This is a genomic window from Vibrio sp. KUL70 (genome assembly GCF_059725515.1).
Genome location: NZ_AP045834.1, coordinates 1977755 through 2003451, shown reverse-complemented (window position 1 = coordinate 2003451; position 25697 = coordinate 1977755). Strand labels below are relative to the sequence as shown.

The 25697-nt window shown below is 45.4% G+C and carries 21 protein-coding genes; 11 read left to right on the top strand and 10 right to left on the bottom strand.

Translation table 11 applies throughout. The features are described 5' to 3' along the window. The first annotated feature begins 1 nt into the window (after position 1). The 4 genes from AC6I7V_RS08680 to AC6I7V_RS08665 all read left to right on the top strand — a co-directional run bounded on the left by AC6I7V_RS08680 (position 2) and on the right by AC6I7V_RS08665 (position 4179). On the top strand, positions 2 to 967 hold the full coding sequence (locus AC6I7V_RS08680) for a DNA polymerase III subunit delta' (protein ID WP_498010694.1): 966 nt from the start codon (positions 2 to 4) through the stop codon (positions 965 to 967). Then, positions 958 to 1725 (top strand): TatD family hydrolase, encoded by a 768-nt coding sequence (locus AC6I7V_RS08675; protein ID WP_255230375.1) that lies wholly within the window; start codon positions 958 to 960, stop codon positions 1723 to 1725. The genes AC6I7V_RS08680 and AC6I7V_RS08675 overlap by 10 nt, the downstream gene beginning before the upstream one ends. Before the next feature lie 446 nt (positions 1726 to 2171). Further along, positions 2172 to 3602, top strand: a complete 1431-nt coding sequence (ptsG, locus tag AC6I7V_RS08670; protein ID WP_255230376.1) for a PTS glucose transporter subunit IIBC — start codon at positions 2172 to 2174, stop codon at positions 3600 to 3602. A 172-nt stretch (positions 3603 to 3774) separates the two neighbouring features. Continuing rightward, on the top strand, positions 3775 to 4179 hold the full coding sequence (locus AC6I7V_RS08665) for a hypothetical protein (protein ID WP_255230377.1): 405 nt from the start codon (positions 3775 to 3777) through the stop codon (positions 4177 to 4179). 92 nt (positions 4180 to 4271) lie between these two features. Here the strand turns inward: AC6I7V_RS08665 and AC6I7V_RS08660 are convergent, their stop codons facing one another. Next, on the bottom strand, positions 4272 to 4865 hold the full coding sequence (locus tag AC6I7V_RS08660; protein ID WP_498010693.1) for an outer membrane protein: 594 nt from the start codon (positions 4863 to 4865) through the stop codon (positions 4272 to 4274). 143 nt (positions 4866 to 5008) lie between these two features. Here AC6I7V_RS08660 and cydH point away from each other — a divergent pair, with 143 nt between their 5' ends. Together cydH and AC6I7V_RS08650 are read left to right on the top strand one after the other, a co-directional pair. Beyond that, on the top strand, positions 5009 to 5098 hold the full coding sequence (gene cydH, locus AC6I7V_RS08655) for a cytochrome bd-I oxidase subunit CydH (RefSeq protein WP_150868968.1): 90 nt from the start codon (positions 5009 to 5011) through the stop codon (positions 5096 to 5098). A gap of 43 nt (positions 5099 to 5141) precedes the next feature. Next, positions 5142 to 6323: a patatin-like phospholipase family protein gene (locus AC6I7V_RS08650; protein ID WP_498010692.1), complete on the top strand. Its 1182-nt coding sequence runs from the start codon at positions 5142 to 5144 to the stop codon at positions 6321 to 6323. A gap of 88 nt (positions 6324 to 6411) precedes the next feature. On the opposite strand, the gene pyk is transcribed toward AC6I7V_RS08650, so the two are convergent. Then, on the bottom strand, positions 6412 to 7857 hold the full coding sequence (pyk, locus tag AC6I7V_RS08645) for a pyruvate kinase (RefSeq protein ID WP_498010691.1): 1446 nt from the start codon (positions 7855 to 7857) through the stop codon (positions 6412 to 6414). Positions 7858 to 8190: 333 nt separating this feature from the next. Here pyk and mlc point away from each other — a divergent pair, with 333 nt between their 5' ends. Both mlc and AC6I7V_RS08635 read left to right on the top strand, forming a co-directional pair. After that, a complete protein-coding gene (gene mlc / locus AC6I7V_RS08640; protein WP_261881806.1) occupies positions 8191 to 9408 on the top strand; it encodes a sugar metabolism global transcriptional regulator Mlc in 1218 nt (405 codons plus the stop codon). Between the two features lie 168 nt (positions 9409 to 9576). Next, positions 9577 to 10518: a chemotaxis protein CheV gene (locus AC6I7V_RS08635; RefSeq protein WP_498010690.1), complete on the top strand. Its 942-nt coding sequence runs from the start codon at positions 9577 to 9579 to the stop codon at positions 10516 to 10518. 146 nt (positions 10519 to 10664) lie between these two features. Here the strand turns inward: AC6I7V_RS08635 and AC6I7V_RS08630 are convergent, their stop codons facing one another. The 7 genes from AC6I7V_RS08630 to AC6I7V_RS08600 form a co-directional block, all read right to left on the bottom strand. Then, positions 10665 to 13739 (bottom strand): error-prone DNA polymerase, encoded by a 3075-nt coding sequence (locus AC6I7V_RS08630; protein ID WP_498010689.1) that lies wholly within the window; start codon positions 13737 to 13739, stop codon positions 10665 to 10667. A gap of 99 nt (positions 13740 to 13838) precedes the next feature. After that, positions 13839 to 15278: a Y-family DNA polymerase gene (locus AC6I7V_RS08625; RefSeq protein ID WP_498010688.1), complete on the bottom strand. Its 1440-nt coding sequence runs from the start codon at positions 15276 to 15278 to the stop codon at positions 13839 to 13841. A gap of 3 nt (positions 15279 to 15281) precedes the next feature. Beyond that, entirely contained in the window at positions 15282 to 15974 is a 693-nt protein-coding gene (gene imuA, locus AC6I7V_RS08620) for a translesion DNA synthesis-associated protein ImuA (RefSeq protein WP_255230385.1), read from the bottom strand. A 157-nt stretch (positions 15975 to 16131) separates the two neighbouring features. Beyond that, entirely contained in the window at positions 16132 to 16677 is a 546-nt protein-coding gene (locus tag AC6I7V_RS08615; protein ID WP_498010687.1) for a GNAT family N-acetyltransferase, read from the bottom strand. Positions 16678 to 16757: 80 nt separating this feature from the next. Further along, positions 16758 to 17525 carry a peptidoglycan binding protein CsiV gene (locus tag AC6I7V_RS08610; RefSeq protein WP_498010686.1) on the bottom strand — a complete coding sequence of 256 codons (768 nt, stop codon included), beginning with the start codon at positions 17523 to 17525 and terminating at the stop codon, positions 16758 to 16760. Positions 17526 to 17591: 66 nt separating this feature from the next. Beyond that, on the bottom strand, positions 17592 to 21053 hold the full coding sequence (mfd, locus tag AC6I7V_RS08605; protein ID WP_255230388.1) for a transcription-repair coupling factor: 3462 nt from the start codon (positions 21051 to 21053) through the stop codon (positions 17592 to 17594). A 5-nt stretch (positions 21054 to 21058) separates the two neighbouring features. Beyond that, positions 21059 to 21628, bottom strand: a complete 570-nt coding sequence (locus AC6I7V_RS08600) for a PilZ domain-containing protein (RefSeq protein ID WP_255230389.1) — start codon at positions 21626 to 21628, stop codon at positions 21059 to 21061. A gap of 226 nt (positions 21629 to 21854) precedes the next feature. Between AC6I7V_RS08600 and lolC the strand changes: the two genes are divergently transcribed. Genes lolC through lolE form a run of 3 tightly spaced genes read left to right on the top strand, consistent with a single transcriptional unit; the run spans position 21855 to position 24992 of the window. Further along, a complete protein-coding gene (lolC, locus tag AC6I7V_RS08595; protein WP_255230390.1) occupies positions 21855 to 23063 on the top strand; it encodes a lipoprotein-releasing ABC transporter permease subunit LolC in 1209 nt (402 codons plus the stop codon). Continuing rightward, entirely contained in the window at positions 23056 to 23748 is a 693-nt protein-coding gene (gene lolD, locus AC6I7V_RS08590; RefSeq protein ID WP_372063961.1) for a lipoprotein-releasing ABC transporter ATP-binding protein LolD, read from the top strand. The genes lolC and lolD overlap by 8 nt, the downstream gene beginning before the upstream one ends. Further along, on the top strand, positions 23748 to 24992 hold the full coding sequence (gene lolE, locus AC6I7V_RS08585; protein ID WP_255230392.1) for a lipoprotein-releasing ABC transporter permease subunit LolE: 1245 nt from the start codon (positions 23748 to 23750) through the stop codon (positions 24990 to 24992). The genes lolD and lolE overlap by 1 nt, the downstream gene beginning before the upstream one ends. 179 nt (positions 24993 to 25171) lie before the next feature. Here the strand turns inward: lolE and AC6I7V_RS08580 are convergent, their stop codons facing one another. Next, positions 25172 to 25681, bottom strand: a complete 510-nt coding sequence (locus AC6I7V_RS08580) for a DUF2062 domain-containing protein (RefSeq protein WP_255230393.1) — start codon at positions 25679 to 25681, stop codon at positions 25172 to 25174. Between the last annotated feature and the right edge of the window lie 16 nt (positions 25682 to 25697).

Sequence of the window (25697 nt, the reverse complement as noted above, 5' to 3'; positions counted from 1 at the left end):
TATGACCGAGTTATACCCTTGGCTATTACCACTTTGGAACGAGTGGAAAAAGAGCTTAGAAGCTGGGCGATTTCCTAATTCATCAATTGTGAATGCACCCTTGGGTTTGGGGGTTGATAAAGTCGTGGATCAACTTACCGCGTCGTTGATGTGTATCAACTACGAGAGTGAGGCGTGTGGCTTTTGCCACAGCTGTGAACTGATGAAATCAGGCAGTCATCCAGACTTTCATATTATCTCTCCAGAGAAAGAGGGCAAAGCAATTACGGTTGATCAGATACGTTCGAGCAATCGTTGGGCGCAAGAGTCATCTCAGTTGAACGGTTTGCGTGTTATCGTCGTTAGTCCAGCCGAGGCGATGAATGAATCGGCATCGAATGCACTGCTTAAAACCTTAGAAGAACCCTCCAGCGACTGTATTTTTGTACTCGTTAGCCAGAACAGCCATCGTTTAATGCCGACGATTGTGAGTCGTTGTCAGCAATTCAGCGTCGCTACTCCAAGCTTAGAAGTCGGTGGTCAATGGTTGAAGCAAGAGCTAGGTAAAGATGTTCCAGATTACGTGCTTGCTCTTAATGACAATGCACCGCTACTGGCAAAGGCTATGGTCGAAGAGGGTGGTTTAGAGAGCTCTCAGCAACTGTTCGACCGTTTTTTGAAAATTGTTCAGCGCAAAGACTTCAATTTGATGCAATTGGCATCTGAAATAGCGAAAGATTCAATTGTTCAGCTAAGTTGGTTGTGGCATCTGCTTTCAGACGTGCAGAAGGTACATTTTGGTATTCAAAGTCAATCTATTCTGCCGAGCGCACAGGCTTTATCGATCACTCTTTCGTATCAAGCGGCTCATAAATCGTCGAGTCAGCTGTTGGCTCTTCTTGAGCAATTAAAGCAATACCCAGGGCTCAATACAGAGCTTCTGATAATGAATTGGCTTATTGCCACTTGTGAGGAAACATGTTCGTAGATTCCCACTGTCATTTAGACAAATTGGACTATCAAGATTTACATACTGGCGTAGAAGATGTCATCAATAAGGCTAAAGAGGCTAACGTTGAGCAGCTACTTTCCGTTGGTGTGACATTAGATTCTTTCGAAAATATGCTCGAAATGATATCGCCTTTCGATAATGTTCATGCATCGTGTGGTGTTCATCCACTTGATGTTGAGAGTGACTTCGATTTTGAACGTATGCGTCGTTACGCCAGCGAGGATAAGGTTGTTGCTATTGGTGAGACAGGGTTGGATTATCACTATCAGCCGGAGACAGCGGAGCTGCAACAAGAACGTTTTAAGCAGCATGTTGAACTTGCCGTTGAGCTTAACAAGCCTTTGATCATTCATACACGCAATGCACGCGAAGATACTCTCGCTATTTTGCGCGATGGTGGCGCTGAGAAATGCGGTGGTGTTATTCACTGCTTTACCGAAGATCAAGCGTTCGCTGATGCTGCTATGGAGTTAGGCTTTTACATATCCATTTCTGGCATCGTGACCTTTAGGCAAGCGACAGAGTTAAAGGAAGTGGTTAAAAATATCCCACTTGATAAGCTACTGATTGAAACAGATTCTCCATATCTTGCTCCAGTCCCATATCGCGGTAAACAGAACCAGCCTGCATATGTGGTTGAAGTGGCCGCGTACATCGCTCAGCTCAAGGGAGTTTCAATGAAAGAAGTTGCACTAAAAACAACGGAAAATTACCGAAAACTTTTTTTGCGATAAAAAATTAAATTGATAAACAAAAGGGAGCGTAAGCTCCCTTTTTTGTGTATTAGATCACCAAAACGCTCAACTTTTTTGATGTTTACTAATTCTGTTGAACTTGAGAGCAAAAAATATAACATCTGTGATTTTGTTACTAAAAATAACATTACCTCTTATTTTATTTACCCCGTGAAATAATAAGTTAAAAAATAAAACCACATAAAAAACAATAGCTTACATCATTGTAAACCATTGCATTTTGGGATTTGACATGTGATCCAAGACGTGTTTTGAAACTAAATTTCGTAAGTCACTAGAAAGTTTGTTACCCATCAATATATATTTAGCGGCAGAAAATATAATGCAATACATGGTTACATTTTCACTGGGTGCTAACATTTAGGCTACGGGGGTGTGCCGTTAGAACCCATATAATTATTTTTATCTTTATCAGGAGCATAAACATGTTTAAGAACCTTTTTGCTAGCCTGCAAAAAGTTGGTAAGTCTCTGATGCTACCAGTATCAGTTTTACCAGTTGCGGGTATTTTGCTTGGTGTTGGTGCCGCGGACCTTCCTTTCATTCCAGAAATCGTTTCTAACCTAATGGAACAAGCGGGCGGCTCTGTATTTGGTCAAATGGCGCTGCTATTTGCTGTAGGTGTTGCACTTGGCTTTACAAACAATGACGGTGTAGCGGGTCTAGCTGCAATCGTTGGTTACGGTATCATGACTGCAACACTTGGCGTAATGGCTGGTGTTATGGGCGTTGATAAAATCGATACTGGTGTACTAGGTGGTATCCTAGTCGGTGGTGTTGCTGCTTGGGCATTCAACCGTTTCTTCCGCATCCAACTTCCAGAGTACCTTGGCTTCTTCGCTGGTAAGCGTGCTGTGCCAATCATCACTGGTTTCTCTGCGATCGGTCTTGCAATCTTACTGTCTATCGTATGGCCACCAATTGGCGGTGCAATCGCTGCATTCTCTGATTGGGCTGCACACCAAAACCCACAAGTGGCGTTTGGTATCTACGGCATTATCGAGCGTTCTCTGATCCCATTCGGTCTTCACCACGTTTGGAACGTACCTTTCTTCTTTGAAGCTGGTACTTGTGTAAACGCTGCTGGCGAAACTCAAAACGGTGTTCTTACTTGTTACCTAGTTGCTGATGAAGCATCTCGTGCTGCGGGCAACGGCTTCGGTCAGCTAGCGGGTGGTTACATGTTCAAGATGTTCGGTCTACCAGCTGCTGCAATCGCAATTGCACACTCTGCTAAGCCTGAAAACCGCGTTAAAGTAATGGGTATCATGGCATCTGCTGCTCTGACTTCATTCCTAACAGGTATTACTGAGCCAATCGAATTCTCATTCCTATTCGTTGCTCCAGTGCTGTACGCAATCCACGCTCTACTAGCGGGTTCTGCATACGTACTATCGAACACTCTAGGTTTTGTACACGGTACATCTTTCTCTCACGGTCTAATCGACTTCCTAGTTCTATCTGGCAACGCGTCTAAGATGGGTCTAATGATTGTTTGTGGCCTTGGTTACGCAGCGCTTTACTACTTCGTATTCCGCACAGTAATCAAAGCTCTAGACCTTAAGACTCCTGGTCGTGAAGACGAGTCTGAAGACCAAGCTGTAGCGACTGGCTCTGAGTTAGCTGGCGAACTCGTTGCTGCATTCGGCGGTAAAGCTAACATCACAGGTCTTGACGCTTGTATCACTCGTCTACGTGTAGCGGTTGCTGATACTGAAGTTGTCGACCAAGATAAACTGAAGAAACTAGGTGCTGCTGGTGTAGTAGTGGTAGCTGGTGGTGTTCAAGCTATCTTCGGTACTAAGTCTGACAACCTGAAAACAGACATGGATGAGTGGATCCGTAACAACGGTTAATCACTGATTCAATCGAACAGAAGGAGGCTTTAAGCCTCCTTTTTTCATTTGTGTAGTCTCTTCACCAATGTGGTCAAGTTGACCGAATATCCATCTTTCCCTAACTCTACGATGACATCTATCTTTAATAGATAACTATGCTTCATCGCAGATGTATTAATAAGGTGTGATTATGAAACAATATGGATTATTTGGCTTTCTGATTGCGAGCAGTGCTTTTAGTGTATATGCGGCAGACAATACAGACCTTGAAGTGGGCTTAGCGTTAGACCAAGGTTTGAGTGCTGTAATTGAAATGGACAACACTTACCGCGTGACAGTTGGTAATGACGGCGCAGCTTTCGATTACATGCTTAAACGTGGCAAGTTTGATTCAGAAACACCATTAGACTGGTATGTAGGTGTCGGTGGATGGGCTGAATGGGAAGACGATTTCGGTGTACGAGTACCGCTGGGTGTGAAAGTGAATTTCTATGATGGGTGGAATGCTTACGCGCAAGTTCATCCTGAACTAGACCTGTACGCGGGAGCTGAGTTACAGCTTGGTGGCGCAGTGGGCATCACTTACAAGTTTTAAGAGCAGAAACAGGCGCGACTCTATTCGCGCCTTTTTTCATTAGATAACATTTGTGCCGTTTAGGATCATCTCATGTATCTGGCTGTCTATCACTAGAAAGTAAATGTCAGGCCGACATTAGCTTGAAATTGGTTCATCCAATCCGTATCAAAGCGGATCACGCAGTTTTGCCCAGTCGTAGGGACGGTACAGGCTCCGCTGGTATCGTTGTCAACAACCGTACCTAACCAGCGTAGTTGAGTGGTTAATGCGAGGTTATCAGAGAGCTTATACTCCACGCCCCCAAACAAGGATGCCGAGAACCCATATTTATCTTTTGCCCAATCAACATCAACATAGGAAGCGCCTAATCCCAACCCTAAGTAACCAGAAAATTGATTGGTTGCAGGGTAGTAGATGCTACTCTGGAAGTGCAAATATTGAATTGAAGAGTCTAGTTTTAGGGATTCTAGTTCGGATTTTTGGTTTGAGTAGAACAGTCCAACTCGGCCTTTTTCGAGTGGTGTTTCAATCGCAAAAGCGTAGCTTGCTGAATTTTCCATATCATAGGTGTTGCCATTTTCATCTTCGACAGCACCACCGCCAGTGAAGCCTATCATGGGCGTGATTTGAATCTCTGCAGATAGAGATACTCCTGAATAGCTCAGGAGTGCAAAAAGTGCGAGAGTATTTACTTTGTTATTCATGAGCCTATCCTTATCCATACACCCACTAATTGTGATGCTTACGTCAATATTGTGCGACTAATTTCGACGAATCTTGAACATACTTCACACACCTGATATCACTTAAATAAGGTAACGTAAATTTATAATAACCAGAGGTGTCTATGGAACATGATCTGAAAAACGCTCTACAAATTACCGCTTTTATCTTCATTGTACTGCTTACGTTCGGTTTTATTGCAATAACCAACTAACTACAGTAGAAAAGCGAAGTTACTCAGTTCGCTTTGGCTAACAATGAACAGTGGCGTAATAACCAATATCGATATCGCAATAGACTTGGATCACTACGACAAGTTTATTGCGGGTAAAACAGCTTTGGTTGCTCAGGGTGGTGGCCAAAGAGGTGTATTTACATCTGGCGTGTTAGACGCCTTCCTCCTTTCTAATTTTGATCCATTCGATGACTTCTTTGGCACCTCTGCTGGTGCGTTGAATCTGTGTGCTTTTGCTTGTCGAGACAAAGGCCTGGGTAAGTCTTTTATTATGGAACTCACTACGGACCCTGAATTTTTTAACCTGTTCTCTTATATTCGACACCGCAAAGGTCTGGGAATGGAGTGGGCGCTTGAAAAAGTTCTGGCTTATCCTTACAAACTCGACCTCGATTTAGGGCGACAAGTTTTAGGCGGCCGTAATATCTATGCGGCAGTAACCGATGTGAAAGATCTTAAAGACCACTATTTCCCGCTATTCACTGAAGATTGGTACAAGGTGATGCTCGCGACCTGTGCGATTCCGCGCCTTTATAACGGTGAAATTGAGATTGCTGGTGAGCATTATGTTGATGGTGGGGTATCGGCTTCGATTCCGGTTCAGGAGGCTTGGAGAAGGCATGCACGCTCGATTGTTGTAATACGTACTGAGCCGGCTTCCGGGTGGCATTTAGAGAGTGAGTTGGTGCAAGGACCTCAGCCTCCGAAACCTATTTCTGCGGAAGAGCTAGAGTGGTTTCGCAACTCTTTCACGAGTGTACAGGAGCATTGGCAGCAGAAAGTAGCACAATGGAAGATTGATTGGAGAACGTTTTTCCAACAACAGATTTTAAGATCTAAGCAACAGAAGCTTGAGAGGCGGCATTTAAACTTACTTAATGGTGGGCGTTGGCTGTTCGGCGCTGATGATATCTATCGTCTTAGCCACTTAGTTGGTGATAAGTTTGATTCAGGTTTAGCGGATATGTTGATGGTACACTACCAAACCTACTCATTGACTCTGGATTTCTTGCAGTCACCACCTGACGATACCTTTGTCATTCAAATTGCACCGAGCGAGCCTCTTAGATCGAGCTCATTGATGAGCAATAAAGAAGATCTCTTGCATGATTATCAGCTTGGGATGGAAGCTGGATTTAAGTTTGTCGAGTTGTATTGCTCAATACAAAACGCCAAAGATTCCCATGTCATTCAGTTTGCGTAACACTTAGCTTCATTTCAACCTACTCACTTCCTGTTTCAGTCACTAAATGGTTGCGAAGTTTAACCTCACAACCATGATTATCTAATAATTAAGTAACAGGGAGAACACGCATGCAGTTTGTTGAGCCCGCGACATCCATAATGTCACCTTGCGTTGTGATCACCAGGTCGCCAGGCTTGAGCATTCCTTTTTCTTTTAAACAGGTCAGTGTAGAAAGGGCGATATCAAAGCTGTCCTCTTGATCCGTTTCAAAATAGATAGGCGTAACACCTCGATACAAGGAACAACGGTTGAGCGTTCCCTCATTGCGTGACAAAGCGAAAATCGGCATGTCTGCACTGAGGCGAGACATCATTAATGCGGTGCGACCAGACTCAGTCAGGGCGACAACGCCTTTAATGCCTTCCAAGTGGTTTGCCGAGTAGATAGTGGCCATCGATATGGTCTCTTCTGCCGTCGAGAAAGTACGGTCTATGCGGTAGTTAGATTGGTTTACATCGGCCATCTTCTCAGCACCGATGCACACTTCAGCCATCGATTTAACTGTCTCGACAGGGTAAGCGCCCGCTGCGGTTTCTCCAGATAGCATCACCGCATCAGTACCATCAAGAACGGCGTTGGCGACATCCATCACCTCAGCACGTGTTGGCATTGGTGCTGATATCATCGACTCCATCATCTGAGTCGCAGTGATGATGGTACGGTTAAGCGCTCTAGCTCGACGTATAAGCTGTTTTTGTACACCAACGAGCTCAGGGTCACCAATTTCAACCCCGAGGTCTCCACGGGCTACCATGACTACATCTGAAGCTAAGATGATGTCATCCATGTTCTCAATGCTAGACACTGTCTCAGCTCGTTCTACTTTAGCGACTAAATGCGCCTCTAAGCCTGCGTCTCGGGCGAGTTGTCTGGCGTAGCTTATGTCTTCACCGTTGCGAGGGAATGAAACTGCAAGGTAGTCAACTTGGATCTCTGCAGCAGTAATAATGTCGCGTTTATCTTTTTCAGTTAGTGCTTCTGCAGAGAGACCACCGCCTTTTTTATTGATCCCTTTATTGTTAGATAAAGGGCCACCGATGATGACTTCGGTATGTACTCGGCAACCCTCTACTGAAGTGACTTTGAGCTGAACACGACCGTCATCAAGCAACAGGATATCGCCTGTATCGACATCATTGGGGAGTTCTTTGTAATCCAGTCCCACTGATTCTTGATTACCTTCACCTAACCCTAGGCTACTATCGAGCGTAAATCTGTCACCAACGGCGAGTTGAATCTTTCCTTCTCTAAAGGTGGAGACTCGAATCTTTGGCCCTTGAAGGTCTCCGAGAATAGCGATTTGAGTACCGAGCTTTTTGGCAATAGCGCGAACATTGGCAGCTCGTTGAATATGATCTTCGCTGCTACCATGAGAAAAGTTCATGCGAACGACGTTAGCCCCGGCTTTGATGATCTCTTCCAGAATGTTGTCTTTGTCTGTGGATGGGCCCAAGGTGGTAACGATTTTTGTTTTTCTTACTTGTGCTGTCATGAATGCTCCTACTGTGAGACCAAGTAACTTGTGTAAGATAAAATTAAGTATATGCATTAACTGACAATTTATTGGGAGCCAACGAGATATTTTTCCAATTACATAAAATGATCTGTGTTCAGACGCAAATATAATATTTTTTGATGAAAATTAAGACCGGCTTTAATAAGCCAAACTGTAAAGGGAGATGTATGAATTTCTGTCAAAGTATTTGACTCGAAACACAAAGATTCATGTATATACGTGATGCTTGTCACGGCAATATACCAAGGGACTTCACAATTACTTCGCAAAGTAAAAAAATTACCCCGTTGATGATTTCTGGAGCGTAAAATGTACATGGCTCAACCGGGCCATATTGATCATATCAAACAGGTCAATGCTGGTCGTGTATATAAACTAATTGACCTTAAAGGTCCTATTTCTCGTATCGATCTGTCCAAACAAAGTGAGTTGGCTCCGGCGAGTATTACCAAAATTACTCGTGAACTCATGGAAGCTCACCTTATCCATGAAACGACGGTACAAGAAGCCACTACTCGTGGGCGTCCTGCTGTTGGCTTGCAAACGAATAATGAAGGCTGGCAGTTTCTTTCGATGCGACTGGGTCGTGGTTATCTCACCATCGCTTTGCACGAGTTGGGTGGTGATGTGCTTATCGATACTAAGATTGATATTCACGAACGCGACCAAGAGGATGTGTTGGCCCGCCTACTCCATGAAATCGATGAATTTTTTCAAACTTACGCCGAGCAACTTGATAGGGTTACTAGTATTGCTGTAACGCTACCGGGTCTGGTGAATTCGGAGCAGGGCATTGTTCTTCAGATGCCGCACTATAATGTCGAAAACCTTGCTCTAGGACCTGAGATCCACAAAGAGACAGGGCTGCCCGTTTTTATTGCCAATGACACGCGTGCGTGGGCCCTGGCGGAAAAATTGTTTGGTAACTCTCAAGATAATGATAACTCTGTACTTATCTCTATTCACCACGGTTTAGGGGCGGGTATTATCCTCGATGGTCGTGTCTTACAAGGTCGTCACGGAAACATCGGCGAGCTCGGACATATTCAGATCGATAAACAGGGCAAACTTTGTCACTGTGGTAATCGAGGATGCTTGGAAACGGTTGCTAGTTCTCAAGCCATTCGTGAACAAGTAAAAGAACGTCTCGCTCAAGGTGAACGTTCGTCTTTGGAAGGGATTGAAGACGTTACCATTGAGCAAATTTGTGCCGCCGCTGCCGAAGGCGATCCTATGGCTGTGGAGGTCATTGAGCAGCTCGGCCACTATCTAGGCTCGGCGATTTCTATCGTGATTAACCTTTTCAATCCTGAAAAGATCTTGATTGGTGGTGTCGTCAACCAAGCGAAAAGTGTTCTTTATCCAGCCATTCAAAAGTGCATCGAGGAACAAAGCTTAAAAGTTTATCATCAAGACCTTGAATTGATGGAGTCTCGTTTCTACAAACAAGCAACCATGCCAGGTGCAGCGCTGATCAAACAGGCGCTGTACGACGGTCAATTGCTAATGAGAGTGATTGAGGGCTAATTGGTCAAATTAACTTATCTGCCACTCATATCTGGACACCGCCCATTTACTTCAATGGCATATTGCTTACAATAAGCCATTCGTTTAAGAACCTTCCTATGTAGTTTTACAGTAGCTTATTGATTTAGGCTATTGTATCTGCAGTTATTTTTATCACTAAGGTGTTGTATGTCTGGCGTTTTGAATTCGGTTGATCAAAGAACCAAGTTAGTCGGTGAAAACCGTTTAGAGCTGTTGCTTTTCAGTTTGAATAGCCGCCAATTATTCGCGATTAACGTATTCAAAGTAAAAGAGGTGCTCAAAGTACCTGCGTTAACTAAACTGCCGGGTTCGCATCACAATATCACTGGTGTTGCTTCCTTGCGTGGTGAGTCAGTACCTGTGATTGATCTACGCAGTGCGATTGGTTTCCCGCCATCTCGTCAAGAATCTCAAGAAAGTAATCTTATCATTACCGAGTACAACCGTACCGTTCAAGGCTTCTTAGTTGGGCAGGTTCGTAATATCGTGAATACGATGTGGACTGAAATTCAGCCGCCACCAAAGACAACAGGCAGAGCAAACTACCTGACAGCAATTACCCACATTGAAGAAGATAAACAACAGAAGATTGTAGAGATCATTGATGTAGAAAAAGTGCTTGCTGAGATCATTGACTACGACGTCTCGATCTCTGAAGGCGTACTCGATGCAGAGTTAGCCACTCAATTGGCTGGACGTAACGTACTCATTGTTGATGACTCGTCTACAGCGCGTAACCAAATTAAAGGGACATTATCGCAGCTTGGTTTGAACATTATTGAATGCTGCGATGGCCTTGAGGCACTTAACTTATTGAAGTCTTGGTGTGATGCAGGTAAGGATATTAATGAAGAGCTGCTGTTGATGATCACGGATGCAGAAATGCCAGAGATGGATGGTTACAAACTTACTCATGAAGTGCGTAGCGACCCTCGTATGCAAGACCTGTTTATCACACTCAACACTTCGCTTAGTGGTAGCTTTAATGAAGCCATGGTTGAGAAAGTCGGCTGTAACCGCTTCATTTCTAAGTTCCAGCCAGATTTGCTGGTGGAAGTGACTCAAGAGAGAATGCGCCAGATTTTATAAGAACAGATGTGCGGAAACGGATGTTGACGTTTGATTTTACGTATGAGACTTGAGGGAGGCGGGGTGCCTCCCTTTTCTGTATTAGGGGGGGATTTCTATGATAATGACATTTAAACCATGCATTATCTTCTGGATTGTCACTCACACTAATGAAACTCCCGCGATTGAGTTTTTAGCCCGGTTAACTCATCTGTTAGATCGATAAGTTGACCTGCAATCACATGAACGACCTCACCTTCCTTCTCTATGATGCCCTTCACTTTTAAAATTTTCGCAGTGAGGTAGGCTTGTTGCTGACAGCGAGCAGTTGCCTTCCATACCACCACATTAATATTGCCGGTATTGTCTTCTAAGGTAAAAAAGGTCACGCCCGCTGCTGTTCCCGGAGACTGTTTCCCCGTCACGACACCCACAACGGTGACCATAGACTTATCTCTTTGATGCTTAAGGTCTTGCATGTGAGTAAAACGCCCAAGCTTGTTTGCTTGCTCAAGCAGGCTTATTGGATGCTGATTGAGAGAGATACCCGTACTGGTAAAGTCTTCTAATAAATCTTGTGTCGCATTGGGTTGGCGAAGTGGCTGAGGCGATTCGTGTATGTCTCTAAACAGTGGCAGTTCAGAGGCTGAATCCATTAAGGCCCAGCGAGTTTGAAATCGATCACCGGATACACTGTGCATCGCATTCGCTGAAGCCAATAGTTCAATATCTCTACGATTGATGGAGAGTTGAGTGATTTGATTCGGATGGCGATAGCCGTGGTAAGGGCGGTTGGCGACTAAACTTTCCATGGCTTGTTCACTTAAGCCTTTCACTTGCCTTAAGCCAAGTCGAATAGCCAATTTCTGTTCTTGGTTAACGACGATGTGGTCTCGTTGTGAAGCATTAACACACACAGGCAGGACTTTCACACCGTGCCTCTGCGCATCTTGCACCAGTTGTGATGGGCTGTAGAAACCCATAGGTTGGCTATTCAATAACGATGCATAGAAGCATTCAGGATAATAGTATTTTAGCCATGCAGAGCAGTACGCCAGCACAGCAAAAGAGGCCGAGTGACTTTCGGGAAATCCATACTCACCAAAGCCACAAATCTGTTTAAAGATTTGCTCGGCAAAGGCGATATCGTAGCCGCGGCTTTGCATCCCATCGATGAGCTTAGATTTAAACTTAAATACGTTGCCATTCTTTTTCCAAGCTGCCATTGCTCGTCGTAACTGGTCGGCTTCACCTCCCGTAAAGCCAGCAGCAATCATGGCGAGCTTAATCACCTGCTCCTGAAAAATAGGGACGCCCAATGTGCGGGAGAGTACGGATTTAACCTCAGAAGAGGGGTAGTCGATGGGCTCTTGTCCATCTCTTCGCTTTAAAAAAGGGTGCACCATATCACCTTGGATTGGTCCCGGTCGTACGATGGCGATTTGAATCACTAAGTCGTAATAGCTCCTTGGCTTTAGGCGTGGCAGCATGCTCATTTGTGCACGAGATTCGATCTGGAAAATGCCTACCGTATCGGCTCTCTGAATCATGCCATAGACATTGGGATCGTCTTGTAAACGAGTGATCTCTGCAATCGACAGTGATCGCCCATAATGCTGCTGGATCATGGTGAAGCATTTACGGATCGCAGATAGCATACCAAGTGCCAATACATCGACCTTGAGTAGGCCAAGCGCTTCTAAGTCATCTTTATCCCATTGAATGATCGTGCGCTCATGCATGGCGGCATTTTCTACAGGAACGAGCTCATAAAGCGGGCCTGAAGAGATCACAAAACCGCCCACATGTTGAGATAAGTGGCGTGGGAACCCGATGATCTCATCGACCAGATGGATAAACTGTTTCCCTTTGAGAGAGTCTGGCTGTAATCCAAGCTGTGTCAGTTGCGCCTGCCACCCTTGGTGCTTATCTCGGCGGTTGGTGTTTTTAATGAAGTAATCCAGCTGTGTCTCTTGCAGCCCGAGCGCTTTTCCTATATCTCGTACCGCACTCTTAAAGCGATAGGAGATCACGGTAGCCGCTAATGCTGCACGCTCTCGACCATATTTTTGATAGATATATTGGATAACTTCTTCGCGACGCTCATGCTCAAAATCCACATCGATATCAGGTGGCTCATTACGCTCTTTACTGATGAAGCGTTCAAAGAGTACTGATATCTGACGTGGGTCGACTGACGTTATCTCAAGGCAGTAGCACACAACAGAGTTGGCTGCAGAGCCTCTGCCTTGGTAAAGAATGCCTTGTTGTTTGGCAAACATTACGATGTCGTGAATGGTTAAGAAGAAGAAAGGGTAATCGAGCTCTTCAATTAAGTTCAGCTCCTTCTCAATGATCTGCTCAATATCAAGGGGTATCCCGTCAGGGAAGCGGCTTTTCTTGCCTTGTTCGACCAAGTTTCTGAGGTATTGGTTTGGCGTTTGCCCTGCAGGAATCAGCTCGCTTGGGTACTCGTAACGTAAGCTATCAAGGTCAAATTGGCATAAGCTCGCAATGTGGTTACTCTCATCCAACCACGATTTTTGAAATATATGGCTGAGCTTATTGATGCTACGTAAACACCGTTCTGCATTAGCCAGTAAGTGACTGCCCACTTCGGGCACGGAGCATTGATGCTTTATTGCCGTAAGAGAGTGTTGTAATGGTAGGCGATTGGCATTATGCATCAGTACGCCACCACAGGCCGTGATCGGAAGTTGTAGGTGCTGAGAAAGTGTTGAACAATGAGATACATGCTCTTTATCATCCTGCTTAAGATGACGCTGAACTCCTATCCAAAGTCGGCCTGAGTGATGTTGGTTGAGCCAGCTTCCCCAATGATTATCTTGAGCAGTTTGTTGAGGGAGCCATATCACTAAACAGTGTTTGGCCGACATGATATCCCACTCAGAGAGTTGGTAATGCCCTTTTTCACTGCGTCTACGAGCGTTGGTAATGATTCGGCATAGCTCCGCATAAGCTTGTCGATCCGGGCATAGTAACAAGAGCTGGCACTCTTCATTAAGCCAAAACATACTGCCAACAATCTGCTTGAGCGCTAACTGGTGCTGTTTTATTGCAGCATGTACTTTCACGATACCGGCAACAGAGCACTCGTCAGTGACAGCTAAAGCGTGGTAACGCAGAAAATCCGCTTGGAGAACCAGCTCTTCAGCATGAGATGCTCCTTCTAGGAAAGAGTAATTGCTTTGACAAAAGAGTTCAGAGTAGTGCTGTGCCATAGCGTATTAAGATCCTAATGAAAATGTGTAAACAGTCGTTGGTCAGCTTCGATAATTAATAGTCGGTGCTACTGAAACAGATTCGATTGCTGAATCTGCTTAACTAAATAACCCATGGATAAACCACGCTTTGTTTGGGGTGCGGAACACCCATAGCCAACGTCCGGTTTCGCAACGAGCAATGAAATAGTCTCGAATCACTTTCTCGCCATCCCACCAGCCAGAAACAATACGCTCAGGGCCTTGAGATAGCGTAACAGGTGTCGTTAATAGCTCTGGTGTTGGTAATAAGATACTTGGCCTTAAACGCTTGTGTGGTGATGAAGAAACACGATTCATTGCTGAAGGTTTTCGACTCTGAGCCTGAGACGCTAACTTAGGCAATGAGTATTGATTGGCTTTCTCTGGCCTTGGGTCCTGGTGCGTGAAAGGTGAGTGAATCGCTGCTTGCCCCAGCTTAGCTTGCAGGAGTGAAAGCAAGTCTAGTGATGCTAGGGTTCCTGTGTCGCCATCAAACAGATCGTGGTAAGCCGCCTGAGGCTCTCCATGACGAACTAAGGTTAAGGTTAACCCCTGAACTGGAGCATTAATCGTGACAGACTCTAGGCTAAGGTGAGTAAGCTGTGCCCATTTAGTGGCAAGGTAGTCTCCCTGTGCGGAGAAAAAAGGCACGCTGTGATCCTCACAGTCTCGTAGGTGTAGAGTGAGTTTGATTTCAAAAGCGACACGGTCACGGAGTGTCAAAAAGGCTTCGAGCTGTGTGAGTAATTTGGTCAGTGGTTTCTCAATAAACTGCAGGTTCTCGATATCAAACAATAACTCTAGATACTGTTCGAACTTTTCAGGTGGATGATAAAAATCAATAGGGTGCTTAAATTGCCCGTTTAGGCGTCCAACATAGTTCACCAGATCAATATCAAATCGGCGTGCAACATCTTGAATCGGCAGTTTTAATAAGTCCCCAACCGTCTCCATACCGACACGCTGTAAACGCTCGACCTGTTTACATGGTAGTTCGGTACTGGTTAAGCACTGCTGTTGAACATGGTGCTTCATTGCCCTTGTATCGCTTGTGATTACATTAAGCGATCTTTTCCCGAGCAAGATAGCCGCTAAAGGTGAGTAGCCAGTGGCAAAGTGGAATTGGACACTCAATGTAGAAAGGTGCTGTTTTAGCGTGCTCCAGTAATTGTCGAGCCCATCATAGAGCGACAACATGTTTGAAGTTTTAATTAAAAGCCCATTCGGTGGCAGTAGGGCCATATCAGAAGTGACTAGATAGGCCCAATGTGCGATCTCCTTGAGGCGATTTTCTTCAAGTTCTGCGCGATAAGGCAGCACTTGGAGCTCATGATTGAGAGCGGCAGCTGAACCAATCCCCATACCCAGTGTTATTCCGGAATCCAAAGCCAAGCTATTGGCTTGAATTACCTTATGCGTCTTTTCATCAACAATAATCAGCGGGTGTTGGTTTTGCTTATCACCACTGAATAAGCTATCCAGTTGTAATGATGGAAAATGCAGATAGAGCCACAACATAGATCATCCTTGTTTCGCAATTGGGAAGGGGATAATAGTTGAATCGTCGTGCAGTTCTGCAGATGTTGGTTCTATTAAAAGCGGCCAATGTTGCTGCATGTTTATAACCAAGCTGCCGTACGACCAACTGCCTTTGCGTTTGATAACTTCCACCTTTAAACCAAGTTGATGCGGTGATAATTTCATGCTCAGTGACACGGGCAAAGAGAGTTGATTATGACTGCTGCTCTTGAAGTGAAACTGCAGGCAGCGACCCGTTTCGCTCGCTGCTTGTAAGCGCTTGGTTTGATGAATCTCAAGTTCCGTTCCCCATAAAAGCACGGAGTGACAAGCCCCACTTTTCAGACACTGCTCAGCGGCCCATAACGCTTCGATATCGCTACTTGGCGTGATCACAAGAATGTTATGAAGCGGCACTCCTTGAGCATCAAAGAACTCACCACAGACATGACCTGGAGGGTTAATAAACACAGCAAGACGCTGAGCGCTCTGTTGCACTAGGTAAGGTGTCAGTAAGCGTATCTCTCCTAAACCTGATTGAGATTCGACTTCTATGACGCCGTGCGTAGGAAAGCCCCCATTAAGCTGATTGTCGAGCTCAGGGTATCCTGTAGAGTGAGTTTGCCCTTGTGTACTAGGCTGCAGACCTTTCCAGATAAGTTGGCGGTCTTGTAGATTTTTGATCAGTTCATGCATAGCTAAATACCTGTATATATATACAGTATATTTAACTCTGAGAATTATGAAAAGAAAAATGAGCAAAAGAAGGAAAGCTCGCTCTTAGTTGGTTGTTTTCAAAATAAAAAGCCGCATTTAATGCGACTTGATTAGAAAGAGACTTGGTGGGGAAACTCTAGTACCCAGGAGGTAGCACGGCGTACACCACACCGTCTTTGGGCTCACCATTAAAAATAAACCGGTTTCGGGCAATGGTTTCTCGCTCTGCACCACATGCTTCAATCAGATGTTGGCTTGGTAAATTGTTGAGATCACATACAATTTCTAAACGTGTGAGTTTGAGTTGGGCAAAACAAAACTCAAACAGTGCTAACATGGCCTCTTTTGCGATGCCGCGTCTTTGGTATTGATCTGCGACCCAATACCCTAAGCTTGCCATATTGAAGGTGTGATAAAGCTCGTTGATGGCCACCATCCCCATTAATTTGTCACTCTCTCGGTCAAATATTCCAAAACCGAACGCGTCTGCTTTGACCCAGTTGAGTCGAGTTGCAAGGATGAATTTTTCTGCTTCTTGTTGTGAGTACTCAGCATGGCACCAATCAATCCAGCGAGATAGACTCGGAGATTGTTGAATACATTGAGCAAACTCTGGCGCATCAGATGATTCTATGATTCTGAGGACTAAGTTGCGGGTCACTATGTGAAAATCTGGACTCATATTGCCCTCCTAATAACAAAACGCCCTCACTAGGAGGGCGTATCGATAATATATAAAGTATAGCTTATTGACAGCTTTGGCTACTGCGCAACACGGCGAACCTGAATGATCATGCCCAGTAGAGGATGATCTAGGTAGTGTGTTTCAGTACTGCGCATACGACGTTTTTGATCCATACGGTAGCTCTTTAGAAACTCTTCAACTTTTACAGTTGGAGAGATCTCAGTCAAATTACCTACCTGGACAGTGCTGTCGCCACCACTGACTGGCGAGTCTAGCTCGATTTGCTGCTCTTGGAGCGTGACTTCACGAACACTTGGCGCTTTCAGATCTAGAGTTGTCTCTGCGTATAGATAGTGTTGAACGTAGATTTGCAGCTTACCATCTAGCTCATAAAGAGGCTTATCGATAGTCTCTTCTTTAATACCTTCTTCACTGGTTGTAACAACGGCACTCTTTTCTGACCCATCAGCGTTAAAAGATTGAGAGTAATCTTTACCTGCTTGAATATGGAACACCGGTGCAGCATTACGACCTTCATCGCCCTGGCGCCAAGCGGTATGCATTAAGACTTCAAAGCCTGCGTGCTTGCGCAGCTTTTCTTTCTCACCATTCAGCTCATATTCAGAGTAAGGCAGCATCTGTACGCCTTTTTTTGCACGAAACTGAGAGTTCTGGAAAGAGCCGGCACGCTCAAGAGAGATTTCAGGAAGGCTGTTTGGCCATGATTCATTGACCTGTTCAGCATCAACAGCACGCTTGAAAATGATCACTTCTATATCAAATTGTCTTTGTGCCAAACTCGGCATAGAGACTAACAATAGTAGTAGTGGGATCAGTCGTTTCATTTTTACTCCGTATCCCAGCCGGATCTCCGGCTGGATAAATTAAATGCTCAGTGAAAAAGAGTGAAGCTAGCTTGCTGGTAGCAAGTTTTGTCTAAATTCGCTCAAAAGATCACCGACAAATTGAATTCGCTTCCGTCTGTCTACCAATGGTACCGTAAACTTGAACTTAGTTGGCCCTTCCATTGAAAACTTTTGCGGTTGAGATTGCAATAGTTTAACAAGGTACGCTGGGTTTATGTCAGCGTCTGGGTAGAATTCTAAGAAACCGCCTTTATCGTGAGCTTCAATCTTTTTAGCTTTGATTGCCGCCGCCGCCAGTTTCAGTTCAGAGACTGACAGTAAGTTCTTGGTCGCATCAGGCAGTACACCAAAGCGATCGATAAGCTCTACCTTCAGTTCCGCCAATTCATCATTGTTGGTCACACTAGCGATGCGTTTGTATGTCGACAAGCGAGTGTTGATGTCTGGGATGTAGTCGTCTGGCAGAAGTGCAGGGAGACGCATCTCAATCTCTGTTTGCTCACGAAGCAGATCATCAAGCGACGGCTCTTTACCTTCCTTAAGTGCTTCAACCGCTTGCTCTAACATCTCCATGTACAAGCTAAAGCCAACCGATTGGATTTGACCACTCTGCTCATCACCAAGTAGTTCACCGGCACCACGGATCTCTAAATCATGAGTCGCTAGCGTGAAACCAGCGCCAAGATCTTCGAGTGAAGCAATGGCATCGAGTCGCTTAATCGCATCTTTGGTCATCGCTTTTGGATGCGGCGTTAGTAGGTATGCATACGCTTGGTGGTGTGAACGACCTACACGGCCACGCAGTTGGTGCAGTTGAGCCAAACCGAGATTGTCCGCTCTATCCATGAGAATGGTGTTAGCCGTTGGTACGTCGATGCCGGTTTCAATGATGGTCGTACACACCAGTAGATTAAAGCGCTGGTGGTAGAAATCATTCATGATACGTTCTAACTCGCGTTCACGCATCTGACCATGAGCGACCGTGACGCGGGCTTCTGGAATCAGTTTTTGTAGCGACTCTGCGGTCTTTTCTATGGTGTCGACTTGATTATGTAAGAAGTAGACCTGACCACCACGCATGATTTCACGTAGTACCGCTTCCCTTATCACTGCATCATCACTTTGACGGACAAAGGTTTTAATAGCCAATCGTCGAGCCGGTGGCGTCGCGATGATCGAAAGGTCACGCATGCCACTCATCGCCATATTCAATGTTCTTGGAATTGGCGTTGCAGTTAGGGTGAGGATATCTACATCAGCACGCATCGCTTTAACTTTCTCTTTTTGTCGAACGCCGAAACGGTGTTCTTCGTCGACAATCAGCAAGCCAAGGTCGTGGAATTTGATATCACTTGAAAGCAGTTTGTGCGTACCAACCACAATATCGACTTTACCTTCTGCAACGTCGGCCAAGATCTGTTTCTGCTCTTTCGCTGATTTGAAGCGCGACAGTACTTCGACACGAATCGGCAGGTTAGCGAAGCGATCTCTAAAGTTCTCGAAATGCTGCTGCGCCAGCAGGGTAGTGGGTACCAGTACGGCAACTTGCTTTTCGTTATCAGTACAGACAAATGCGGCGCGCATTGCTACTTCTGTTTTACCAAAGCCCACATCACCACACACCAGTCTATCCATAGCCTTTGGTTGGCACATGTCAGACATCACGGCATTAATAGCCATTGCTTGGTCATCGGTCTCTTCGAATGGGAAACCCGCTTTAAAGGTGGCGTATTGACCGCGGTCTAATACAAATTTATAGCCCGGTTTTAGCTCACGTTTAGCGTATACATCAAGAAGCTCTGCAGCCACATCTCGCACTTTCTCTGCGGCACGTTTACGCGCTTTCTGCCACGCTTCGCCCCCGAGTTTGTGTAGAGGGGCTGTCTCTTCAGCGCCACCTGAGTAGCGGCCAATGAGATTGAGCGAAGCAACCGGTACGTAAAGTTTGGCATCGTTTTGATACTCAAGTGTGACATATTCGGTTTTCATGCCACCGGCTTCGAGAGTTTGTAAGCCAATATAGCGGCCAATACCGTGGTCGATGTGAACCACAGGTTGCCCAGGTTTTAGCTCTGCAAGGTGGCGAATAACGGTGTCGCTGTTAACGCTCTTTTTGTCTTTCTTGCGGCGCTGGATTACTCGGTCACCTAGGAGGTCACTTTCGCAAATGAAGGCCAGTTCACGTTGGTTGTCGATAAAACCATGCTCAGCAGCACCGAGAACGAGGTTAAACTTATTTTTCTCTGACAATGATTGTAGGAGAGTTTCGACTTCTACAGGGCGAATCTTGATGCCTTGCAATAGTTCACATAAAGCCTCGCGTCGACCTTGAGACTCTACCGAGAATACGATCTTGCCAGAGAATGATTCTGTGAATTTACGTAGGTTAGCAAGTGGTTCTTTGTTCTGATGCTGAACACTAAGATCTGGCAGGGCTGAAACGGGCAGGTTAGTGCGTCCTGCTTTCTCTTCTAAGCTCTCAATGCTAAGTACTACTTGCGCTTTTTGCTTAAAGTGACTGAACAACTCATCTTTTTTCAGCCAAAGTTGTTCTGGCGACAGCAATGGGCGCAATGGATCGACACCGTGCTGCTCGTAGCGGTGTTCTACATCAGATAGGAAGGTGTCGACGGCCTGTTCGATATCACCCAGTGCCAAGATTTGTGTGTCGTCGGCGACATAGTCAAACAAGGTTTCGGTTTGATCAAAGAAAAGCGGCTGCCAATATTCAATACCCGCAGGCCATGTACCTTTGGAGACCTGCATATAAACAGATTCAGGTTCGCGACGCGCTTCGAATTGTTGACGCCAGCGAATGCGAAAGTCTTCGATAGCCGAATCTGATGTTGGAAATTCGTGAGCAGGAAGAAGACGAATCTCATCAATATCGTCGATTGAGCGCTGATTTTCCGGATCAAAGGTGCGAATGGTATCGATCTCATCATCAAAAAAGTCGATACGATATGGGTCTTTGCTACCCATTGGGAACAGATCTAAGATCGAGCCGCGACTGGCGTATTCACCTGGACCAAATACCTGATCAACATAACGATAGCCAGACTTTTCAAGTTGCAGACGCAGTTTCTCTAGAGAGTAAAGATCGCCCGTTTTAACCATTAGAGTGTGTTGAAGAAGGAACTCTCTTGGCGACTGGCGTTGCAATAGTGTGCTGATCGGTACAATCGTGATTCCGGTTTTTAGAGTCGGCAACGCATACAGGTGAGCAATACGGTCAGAAATGATCTCCTGGTGCGGAGAGAAGCTATCGTACGGTAGCGTTTCCCAATCAGGGAATAGGTTCACCGAATGCTGGGTAAATTGCTCGATTTCTGACTGTAATTTGAGAGCAATTTGTGGGTCGGGCACCGCGAGTAAGGTGTGGCTGTTATGTTGCTCAGCGAGTCCTGCGATGGAAGCTGCCAGTGAAGAGCCAATTAAATTACCTAAATGCTTTTTGTCCCCTGCGCCATTTGGCGTCGGTAACGTAAAAATCGATGTATCGGTCATGGGATTTACTTGTTATCTCGATCGAGTGAGCGTTGACGAAGCAGTTTCTGTTGCTGATGTAAGGCTGCTTTGATCAATAGATCTTGGTCTGTGTCGCGCAGGTGCGCATATTTAAATAAAACTTCAAACCCGCCGTCTCTTGGTACTGAATTGCTTACTTGAGCATAGCAATATACCGCTGCGGCTGGGTGTTCAAGGAACAACTTCGCTTTTACATACCTTCCTTGAGCGATATCCAACTGAGTGAAGCAAGAGAACTGACTTGCACCAAAACTGTATGTATGAGTGCGATATTCTGCTTGGTCTTGTTGAGAGAGCATAAAACTGAGCAGTAAGTTAAGCTTAGAATTTTGCGCATCAAGCAAGCTGATGACGTTTTTGAGGTCGCTGCTTTTCAACTCTTTACGCGCACTGTCTGCCATGAGATCAAGTTGACTAAATTCACTCGCGACCACAAACGGAGCCGGAATCTCTGATTCGAACTGGATTTGCGATGGGAGAACAAAATCTTCAGCCATCGGCTCGATGTTGGCGTTAAGGCTATGGTGGACGGTGAAAAATTCTTGCTCTGTCATGCTTTAGTTCCTTGAAGTGATCTATTGATTATCGCTATGTGGCTACAGTAATCAAGGTTGGTATTGGCAAAGTAGCAAATAGTTTGTTTTTGAAGCGAAAATGGTGCTCTGCCGTGCGTCATGGCCGACTAATTCGGTGAATTCACTCTATATTTGCAGTTGACCCCTACACACTGAAAGTAATTCCCGTTACATTAACCCGCAACTCTACTCGATGGTTCAAAGTATGTTTCATCCTATTTCAATGTTTATCGGTCTGCGTTACCTAAAAGGCCGTTCTGGGGATCGCTTTAGCCGTTTTGTCTCTTATATGTCAACGGCAGGAATCACCATAGGTGTGTTGTCGTTAGTTACTGTTTTGTCAGTAATGAATGGATTCGAAGCGCAGCTTAAAGACCGTATCCTTGGTGTTTTACCTCAAGCGGTCGTCTATGAAAGTGATGCGAAGACACAGCTTACAGACACGCCCCCAGTCTTCGCTCAACAAATGTCACTAAACGGGCATGTTGAACCTTTAGTCCGAAGCGAGGCTGTGATTCAAAGTCCAGCTCAATTGGCGGCGGGTTTGCTGATTGGTATTGAACCTGCTTCTGACGACCCATTACAAAACCATCTTATTGCCGGGCGTTTGTCCTCATTGAAGGCGGGTGAGTATCAGTTATTCCTAGGGCATACATTAGCGCGAAACCTCAAAGTCTCACTGGGTGACAAAGTGCGGCTAATGGTGACCTCTGCCAGTCAATATACGCCATTAGGTCGAATTCCAAGTCAACGCAATTTTACCGTCGCTGGTATTTTTAATACAGGCTCGGATATCGATGCTCAATTAATGGTGACTCATATTGAGGATGCTGGCCGCTTAATGCGCTTTAAATCGGATACCATCTCGGGCTGGAGACTGTTTTTCGAAGACCCATTTGTAGTCGCAGATTTGGCTGAACAGCCACTACCTCAAGGTTGGGAGTGGAGTGACTGGCGTGACCAGCGTGGTGAGTTGTTCCAAGCTGTGCGCATGGAAAAAAATATGATGGGCCTGATGCTTGGCTTGATCATCGGAGTGGCGGCTTTCAACATTATCTCCGCTTTGATTATGGTGGTCATGGAGAAGCAGTCTGAAGTGGCGATTCTGAAAACACAGGGTATGTCTGATGGACAAGTGATGGGGATATTCATGGTTCAAGGGGCGAGCAGTGGCGTGATTGGTGCTCTCTCTGGTGGTATCTTGGGCGTTATATTGGCGATGAATCTTAATACGGTTCTAGAAGTTATGGGTGTAGCCCTGTTTTCGTTTGGTGGCAGTTTGCCAATCTTGATTAACCCTATTCAAATTGTCGTGGTCGTTGTTTTAGCGATCGCACTTAGTCTAATAGCGACGGTATTCCCTTCTTATCGCGCATCTTCTGTTAAACCTGCTGAGGCTCTTCGTTATGAGTAATTTCCTTCAATGTCGTGACATCCGTAAAACATATCGTGAAGGTTCACTGGATACGGAAGTGCTCAAAGGCGTGAGCTTTGATATTGAGCAGGGTGAACTGGTGTCAATTATCGGGACGTCGGGCTCGGGTAAAAGTACCTTGCTACACATTTTGGGTGCACTGGATGATGCGTCATCGGGAAGTGTCCACTTTCTAGACCAAGATCTCGCGGCGCTGAGCTCGAATAAGCAAGCGAAGTTACGTAATCAGCATCTGGGTTTCGTTTATCAATTTCACCACTTACTTGCGGATTTCTCTGCTCTAGAAAACGTCGCTATGCCTCTTCTAATCGGTGGTGTAAAACCGAGCCAAGCTAAAAAAGAGGCGGCAGCCTTGTTGGATAAGGTGGGGCTGAGTCATCGAGTCGATCATCGCCCGTCGGAGCTGTCTGGTGGTGAAAGACAGCGTGTTGCGATTGCTCGAGCTTTAGTAAACAAACCTTCGCTGGTATTGGCAGATGAACCTACTGGTAACCTCGATCATGCGACGGCACTCTCTATCTACGATCTAATGCGCGAGCTAAATCGTGAATACAATACGGCTTTTTTGGTTGTCACTCACGATGGTGAACTAGCAGCAAAAATGGATCGTCAGCTACATATGCAAGATGGACTGCTGGTGGATGTAAATGAGGAGGTGAATTAGTGTTTGCCTCTTTATCCCTTTTGATTGGTGGACGATTTAGCCGTGCTAAACAGCGCGACAAAATGGTCTCCTTTATTTCACTCTCTTCAACTGTGGGAATTGCGGTTGGGGTCGCGGTGATCATTATTGGTTTATCGGCGATGAATGGCTTTGAGCGTGAACTAGAATCTCGAGTGCTTTCGGTTATCTCGCACGGTGAATTTGAGGGCGTCAATGAACCGATTGAGCGTTGGCAACATGTGATTGACGAATCCGTGAGTCATGAAAAAGTGTTGGCTGCAGCACCTTATGTAAAAATTACGGCTCTAGCAGAACGTGGTAAAGAACTTAAGGCGATCGAAGTGCGTGGTATTGATCCAGAGCTCGAATCGCAGGTATCGAGCCTGGGCAATTTTATCGACGAATCGGTTTGGCAATCATTTCACAGTGGTGAGCAAAAAGTCATTCTTGGTTCAGGTGTAGCGGACTCTATTGACGCTAAAGTAGGGGACTACTTAACCTTGATGATTCCAACGGCGAACGGTTCCGTTAAGGTTCAAGCGCCAAAGCGTGTACGGGTAAAAGTAGCGGGGCTATTGACCTTGAATGGGCAGATAGACCATAACTTAGCGCTTGTACCGTTAAAGGATGCCCAAAGCTACGCCAAGTTAGGCAATGCAGTGACTGGCGTTTCACTTAAGGTGAATGACGTTCTCAACGCGAATAACATTGTGCGCGAAGTCGGTAACCAGTTGGATGTGTATGTATATCTAAGAAGTTGGCAGCAAAAATATGGCTTCCTGTACCGAGATATACAGCTAGTACGTACCATCATGTATTTGGTTATGGTCTTGGTTATTGGTGTGGCTTGTTTCAATATCGTATCAACACTGATGATGGCTGTGAAAGACAGAGCTTCCGAGATCGCCATTTTAAGAACAATGGGCGCTTCTGATGGGTTAGTGAAGCGTATTTTTGTATGGCAGGGTGCGTTTTCTGGTGTGTTGGGTAGTCTAGTTGGTAGTGTGGTTGGTGTATTAGTGGCTCTCAATCTCACTCACTTGATAAAAGGGTTAGAGTCGTTAATTGATCACCAGTTCTTGTCTGGAAATATCTACTTTGTGGACTTCTTACCTTCGCAACTAGATATGATGGATGTGCTGGTGGTGTCTGGTACCGCGATAGTCTTAAGCTTACTGGCGACACTTTATCCGGCCTCTCGCGCTGCAAAATTAAATCCAGCGGCAGTATTAAGCTCAAAATAACATTCTACTGACGGTATTAAAAAAGGATCCCAATTGGGATCCTTTTTTGGTTTTCTTGCCCTTGCAGTCTAGCGCTATGACTGAAAATTACATGCAACAGAGTTTTAATTCTTGCTTTGCAGCTCGGTTTTCACTGTTTTACTAACCGCGAAGTTGAGGATGTTGTGACAACCTTATCTCTATCTTACTTGTCTTTTCTTCCAGCTTCTTACTACAGAATATCGCCACAACCCACGAATCCCGAAGTAACCGATAATCGCAGAAACGATGCCACAGATTAGGCAACCAAGTAGGAATGGAGGGCCAATAGTGCTCATTTGAGCAAGAATGAAGTCCCAAGAAAGCTCAAAGTGGAACGGTTGAGGCGGGACATGCATAACGAATGCACCAACTTTATAGGCGAAATAAAACAGAACCGGCATGGTTACTGGGTTACTTACCCAAACTAAAGCAACCGCCAATGGCAAGTTAACACCACACATAACAGCAAGACCTGCGGACATGATCATCTGGCTTGGTAGTGGAACAAAAGCCATAAATAGACCCACGGCAAATGCACCTGCGGCAGAGCGTCGATTTAAGCACCATAAATTTGGGTTATATAGCACGTTGCCAAAAACTTTTAATGCTTTCTGACGCTTGATGAGTTCATGGTCAGGCATAAAACGCTTAATAAACTTTCTTGGCATATGGGAAGTAACTCTT

Bases quoted from the DNA above. Each gene is read 5' to 3' on its own strand.
- AC6I7V_RS08680 (WP_498010694.1), top strand. From the start codon at position 2: ATGACCGAGTTATACCCTTGGCTATTACCACTTTGGAACGAGTGGAAA.
- AC6I7V_RS08675 (WP_255230375.1), top strand. From the start codon at position 958: ATGTTCGTAGATTCCCACTGTCATTTAGACAAATTGGACTATCAAGAT.
- ptsG (WP_255230376.1), top strand. From the start codon at position 2,172: ATGTTTAAGAACCTTTTTGCTAGCCTGCAAAAAGTTGGTAAGTCTCTG.
- AC6I7V_RS08665 (WP_255230377.1), top strand. From the start codon at position 3,775: ATGAAACAATATGGATTATTTGGCTTTCTGATTGCGAGCAGTGCTTTT.
- AC6I7V_RS08660 (WP_498010693.1), bottom strand. From the start codon at position 4,865: ATGAATAACAAAGTAAATACTCTCGCACTTTTTGCACTCCTGAGCTAT.
- cydH (WP_150868968.1), top strand. From the start codon at position 5,009: ATGGAACATGATCTGAAAAACGCTCTACAAATTACCGCTTTTATCTTC.
- AC6I7V_RS08650 (WP_498010692.1), top strand. From the start codon at position 5,142: ATGAACAGTGGCGTAATAACCAATATCGATATCGCAATAGACTTGGAT.
- pyk (WP_498010691.1), bottom strand. From the start codon at position 7,857: ATGACAGCACAAGTAAGAAAAACAAAAATCGTTACCACCTTGGGCCCA.
- mlc (WP_261881806.1), top strand. From the start codon at position 8,191: ATGTACATGGCTCAACCGGGCCATATTGATCATATCAAACAGGTCAAT.
- AC6I7V_RS08635 (WP_498010690.1), top strand. From the start codon at position 9,577: ATGTCTGGCGTTTTGAATTCGGTTGATCAAAGAACCAAGTTAGTCGGT.
- AC6I7V_RS08630 (WP_498010689.1), bottom strand. From the start codon at position 13,739: ATGGCACAGCACTACTCTGAACTCTTTTGTCAAAGCAATTACTCTTTC.
- AC6I7V_RS08625 (WP_498010688.1), bottom strand. From the start codon at position 15,278: ATGTTGTGGCTCTATCTGCATTTTCCATCATTACAACTGGATAGCTTA.
- imuA (WP_255230385.1), bottom strand. From the start codon at position 15,974: ATGCATGAACTGATCAAAAATCTACAAGACCGCCAACTTATCTGGAAA.
- AC6I7V_RS08615 (WP_498010687.1), bottom strand. From the start codon at position 16,677: ATGAGTCCAGATTTTCACATAGTGACCCGCAACTTAGTCCTCAGAATC.
- AC6I7V_RS08610 (WP_498010686.1), bottom strand. From the start codon at position 17,525: ATGAAACGACTGATCCCACTACTACTATTGTTAGTCTCTATGCCGAGT.
- mfd (WP_255230388.1), bottom strand. From the start codon at position 21,053: ATGACCGATACATCGATTTTTACGTTACCGACGCCAAATGGCGCAGGG.
- AC6I7V_RS08600 (WP_255230389.1), bottom strand. From the start codon at position 21,628: ATGACAGAGCAAGAATTTTTCACCGTCCACCATAGCCTTAACGCCAAC.
- lolC (WP_255230390.1), top strand. From the start codon at position 21,855: ATGTTTCATCCTATTTCAATGTTTATCGGTCTGCGTTACCTAAAAGGC.
- lolD (WP_372063961.1), top strand. From the start codon at position 23,056: ATGAGTAATTTCCTTCAATGTCGTGACATCCGTAAAACATATCGTGAA.
- AC6I7V_RS08580 (WP_255230393.1), bottom strand. From the start codon at position 25,681: ATGCCAAGAAAGTTTATTAAGCGTTTTATGCCTGACCATGAACTCATC.